Genomic DNA, 4,356 nt, shown 5'->3' on the forward strand with positions numbered 1-4,356 from the left:
CCGTTGAAACCGATCCAGCCGACGAACAACATCAGGGTGCCGGCGGCCGATAGAACCGGGGAGTGTCCGAAAAAGCGCACCGGCTTTCCGTTCTCGTCGAAGCGTCCGAGCCGCGCGCCGAGGACGATACAGGCGGCAAGTGCGATCCATGCCCCGGTCGAATGCACGACGGTGGAGCCGGCGAAATCGACGAAGCCGAGATGCGCAAGCCAGGCGCCGGGATTGTGGCCGCGCGCCGCGCCCCAGGCCCAGTGCACGAATGCCGGATAGATCAGGGCGGCGGTCAGGAAGGACAGGACGACATAGACGCTGAGCTTCATGCGCTCGGCGACCGCGCCTGAGACGATCGTCGCCGCCGTACCGCAGAACATAACCTGGAAGACGAAGAACAGCGCGTCGGAGCCCTTGAGGTCGCGCAGGAAGAGCAGGCCTGAATCGAAGCCGAGGGGCACATTGCCGAGGGACGGACCGAAGCCGATCATGAAACCGACGGAGAAGAACGCCAGCGCTGCGAACGCCATGTCGAGCAGGTTCTTCTGCGCGACATTGACGGCGTTCTTAGTACGCACGGCACCGGCCTCGAGCAGGAGGAAGCCGATCTGCATCATCAGGACGAGGGCCGCGGCCACCATCACCCAGACCGCATCGAGGCGCGAGGCGATGTCGGCGACGGTCAGCCCCTCGGCGGATGCCGGGCCGACTGTACCGAAAACAAGCGACAGTGGAATCAGCGTGCGGAAAAGCAGCTGCATCAGTTCGACTCCGAAAGGTAGATCTCAGTCTTTGTCGGAACCGGTGGCTTTTTGGTTAAATCCTACCGCAGTGCAGCAAATCCAAGAAGACAAGGATAATGAATGGTTTAACGGGATTTTTCCTGCCGTTACGGAAGCCTTTTACGGCAGCATGGAGAGAAGGGCGATGCCGGCACTGAACCGGCGATCCGTTCGACCTCGATGTCGTTGCGATGGTGCAACCTGGGGATTCGGGAAGGAAGGCGCGTGCAAACCGGCGGCGCGGGACCGGGCATTGAAAACACCCGGTCAATTGCTCGCGTAAATCATCCAGTTCCTGCGGCTGTCCGTCGGCTTGCCGGCGGAGTAGACCGTCACGGTGTTGCCGCCGTCCGTGAACGAATCCGCAAGGGCCTTTTCGGCATGTTGAATGAGTTCGTGCGCGCTGCCTGCGCCTGTTGCCGTCGCTATGCCGAATGAAAGCGTGATTTCCGCATTGCCGGTACGTCTCTTCGTGACGATCGGCTTTTTCGCACGCAACGCCTTTCTGATCATTTCCACGAAAACCATGATCTCGCCGGGATCTTCACTGTTCAGGACGAACGCGAAGCGGCCCTTGTCCAGATATGCAATGAACTGCCCGGAGGTGTTGGCGGATTTGAACACCTCGGCGATTTCCCGCAGGTAGTTGTTGGAGAACGGATATTCGCCGCTCGTGCTGAAATTGCGGAAATCATCGAATTCGGCGATGGCAAGCCCGCAGGGCGTCGTCTTGTTCGGGTTCGCGTAGACGCCGACAACCGTCTTGTTGAAGGACCGGCGGTTCGCAAGCCCGGTGACCGGGTCGGCCCATTTGAGCGCTTCGAGCGCTTCCATTTCATTCTTGAGTTCGGCGACTGCCGCATTTTGGGCCGCCGCGGCTTCGCCGAGCGTCTTGTTGGTCTCGGATTGCTGGGCCGCCGCCTTCGACAAATTGTTGATCGATTTCGCGAGGGCGAAGCGATCAAGATTCTTGTCGGAGCTTATCGCCTGGCTGGCCTCGTCGATGATCTTTGCGAATTCGGCAAGCGACGAGCGTTCGTCCTGGATGAGTTGCAGGAAATCGGACATCTGGCCCTGCATGACGCTGTTCGTCTTGGCCAGAATGCCTTCTTCGTGCTGGTGGGGAAGATATTTCCGGCCGATTTCATCGAGGGCCTTTTGTGTCTTTATTTCGCCGAGCGCCGCGAATTCGCGCGTCAGATCGGGATTCGAACCGGAATAAACGTCGTAGACCAGTTCATAATTGCGAGGCAGGCTTTCTATTCTCTCGCGGTCCATGAGTGCCGCGAGGCGAATGGCTATCGATGGGAGTTGTTTGGTGTTTTTCATGATTTGCTGCTTCGCTGCATTGGAGCGTCAAGTTATGCGACCGAGGGACGTGCAAACAAGGCTATGCTCATCCCGCAAGGAGCAAGATCCACGCGACTACATGCTGGAAATCGGACGAAAATCATTTCGCCGTGCGGTTGTTCCGGCATTCCACCAGCTAACTGGAGTCTGAATTACACCAATTGCCTTAATTAAGGATTGCGGTCTTCGCTAGTATTGCGATGTTGCCGGGGTCGGGATCCCGTCGTGAGCAGGCATCCGTTGGATGCCCGCGCCCCCGTGCTTCGTGGTTCGGACCGGGTGAGCCATCGCCGCGAAAGGCGCCTGACTAACGGCAACAGCCTTGCAGTTTTAAGGAAGCCACGTCGTCCTGCGGCAGGAGAACATAAGGCCATGTATGGTGGGCGATGCTGGGATTGAACCAGCGACCCCTGCCGTGTGAAGGCAGTGCTCTCCCGCTGAGCTAATCGCCCGGACCGTGCGTGGAAGCGCGGATATAGTCTTGGCAAACGGCGAAAGTCAACCGGTCGCGAAACGGCGTGCGAGGAGGCCGTCGACGAGGTCGAAATCGAGCGCGTCGTAGCGCGATATTACGCTGTCGGGGCCGAATTCGCCTACAGGACGGTCGGTGTAGCCGAAATCGACCGCGACTACCGGGATGCCGGCCGCCTGGGCGGTGCGGATGTCGGTCTCGCTGTCGCCGATCATCAGCGCGCGGAGCGGGTCGCCGCCGGCCATCTCGATGGTGCCGGTCAGATGGCCTGGGTCCGGTTTCTTCACGGGGAAGGTGTCCTGGCCGCAGATCGCCGAAAACAGTATGTCGATGCCGAGCGCCTTGAGAAGCCGCACTGCGCTGGCCTCGACCTTGTTGGTGCACACGGCAATGCGGAAATCCCTCGCACGGAATGCCTCGATCGCCTCGATGACATGCTCGTAGGGGCGGGAGCGGCCGGGCATGTTGTCGCGATAATAATCGAGGAAGTTTTTCATCATCACGTCCATCTCGGCGGGCGTCGCGGGGCGTCCGGCCGCCTGCCGGGCGCGTTCCAGCATCACCCGGGCGCCATGGCTGATATATTCGCGGAAACCGTTGTCATGGACGGGCTCGACGCCGGCGAGCGACAGCGCGTGGTTCATGCTGTCGAGCAGATCCGGCGCGGTGTCGACGAGGGTTCCGTCGAGGTCGAACACGAGGATTGGCGGTTTCATCGCTTGCCTGTCGGTTTCATCGGATTGACGACGACCTAGTGACCTGCGCCCGATATTGCAACGCAATTGAGCCGCCGGGCGGCGGATTGCCGGTTGGCGTCCGGGCGCTGTCGTGATAACCGGTCGCGGAAAACCGTCGGGAGAAATGCCGGGACATGTCGCAAGACACCATGAAAGTTGCCGCGGCGAAGGCCGCGTTGTCCTATGTCGAGGACGGGATGAAACTTGGAATCGGCACGGGAAGCACAGCCGAGGCATTTATCCATCTGCTGGCGGAAAAGGTGGGCGAGGGGATGCGCGTGACCGGCGTGCCGACCTCGGAACGCAGCGCCCGGCTTTGTGTCGAACTTGGCGTTCCGCTCGCCTCTCTCGACGAGATGCCGCGCCTCGACCTGGCGATCGACGGCGCAGATGAAATCGATCCTCATCTCAATCTGACGAAAGGCGGCGGCGGCGCGCTGTTGCGCGAGAAGATCGTCGCGCGCGCGTCCGCCAGGTTCATCGTTATCGCCGACGAGAGCAAGCTCGTCCCGGCGCTCGGGGCCTTTCCGCTTCCGATCGAAGTCAACACGTTCGGCATCGAGGCGACGCGCCACGGGATACAGGATGTTTACGAGTCGCTCGGCTATTCCGGCGAAATCCGGCTCCGCGTCCGCGACGGGGAACCGTTCGAAACCGATAGTGGACACTATATCCTCGACGCATCTTTCGGCCACATTTCCAACCCAAAGGCATTGTCCGACGCGCTGCTCGCCGTTCCCGGCGTCGTCGAACACGGCATGTTCATCGGCATGACCTCGGTCGCGATCGTCGCCGGCGACGGCGAGGTGAGAACGCTGACAGCGCCACAAGATTGATGCGGCGGCCGCGGGCCTGCCCCATAAACGCAAAGACTGAAAACCGGAGTTGACCGAAACCATGACCTTTCATGCAGCAAAACGTATTCGTGGCGGCATCGCCGCGCTCGCGATCATCGTTTCCCTCACACCGGCTGCGATGGCTCAGGATGTCACGGAAGCGCATCTGGCCGCGGCGCGCGAAGCGA

Annotated in this window: 4 protein-coding genes and 1 tRNA gene; 1 reads left to right on the forward strand and 4 read right to left on the reverse strand. The window is 60.7% G+C overall.

Annotated elements, in window-relative coordinates:
* The 4 genes from IG169_RS17420 to IG169_RS17435 all read right to left on the reverse strand — a co-directional run.
* The coding region (locus IG169_RS17420; RefSeq protein WP_428982261.1) for an ammonium transporter at window positions 1–752 on the reverse strand (752 nt) is incomplete at its 3' end.
* A gap of 288 nt (window positions 753–1,040) precedes the next feature.
* Window positions 1,041–2,102 (reverse strand): GGDEF domain-containing protein, encoded by a 1,062-nt coding sequence (locus tag IG169_RS17425; RefSeq protein WP_193177521.1) that lies wholly within the window; start codon window positions 2,100–2,102, stop codon window positions 1,041–1,043.
* A 398-nt stretch (window positions 2,103–2,500) separates the two neighbouring features.
* Window positions 2,501–2,575, reverse strand: a tRNA-Val gene (locus tag IG169_RS17430).
* Between the two features lie 46 nt (window positions 2,576–2,621).
* On the reverse strand, window positions 2,622–3,311 hold the full coding sequence (locus IG169_RS17435; protein ID WP_193177522.1) for an HAD family hydrolase: 690 nt from the start codon (window positions 3,309–3,311) through the stop codon (window positions 2,622–2,624).
* A gap of 155 nt (window positions 3,312–3,466) precedes the next feature.
* On the opposite strand from IG169_RS17435, the gene rpiA reads away from it, so the two are divergent.
* Window positions 3,467–4,168 (forward strand): ribose-5-phosphate isomerase RpiA, encoded by a 702-nt coding sequence (rpiA, locus tag IG169_RS17440; protein ID WP_210326088.1) that lies wholly within the window; start codon window positions 3,467–3,469, stop codon window positions 4,166–4,168.
* The last annotated feature ends 188 nt before the right edge of the window (window positions 4,169–4,356 follow it).

The organism is Oricola nitratireducens, assembly GCF_014904745.1.
Lineage (GTDB): Bacteria > Pseudomonadota > Alphaproteobacteria > Rhizobiales > Rhizobiaceae > Oricola > Oricola nitratireducens.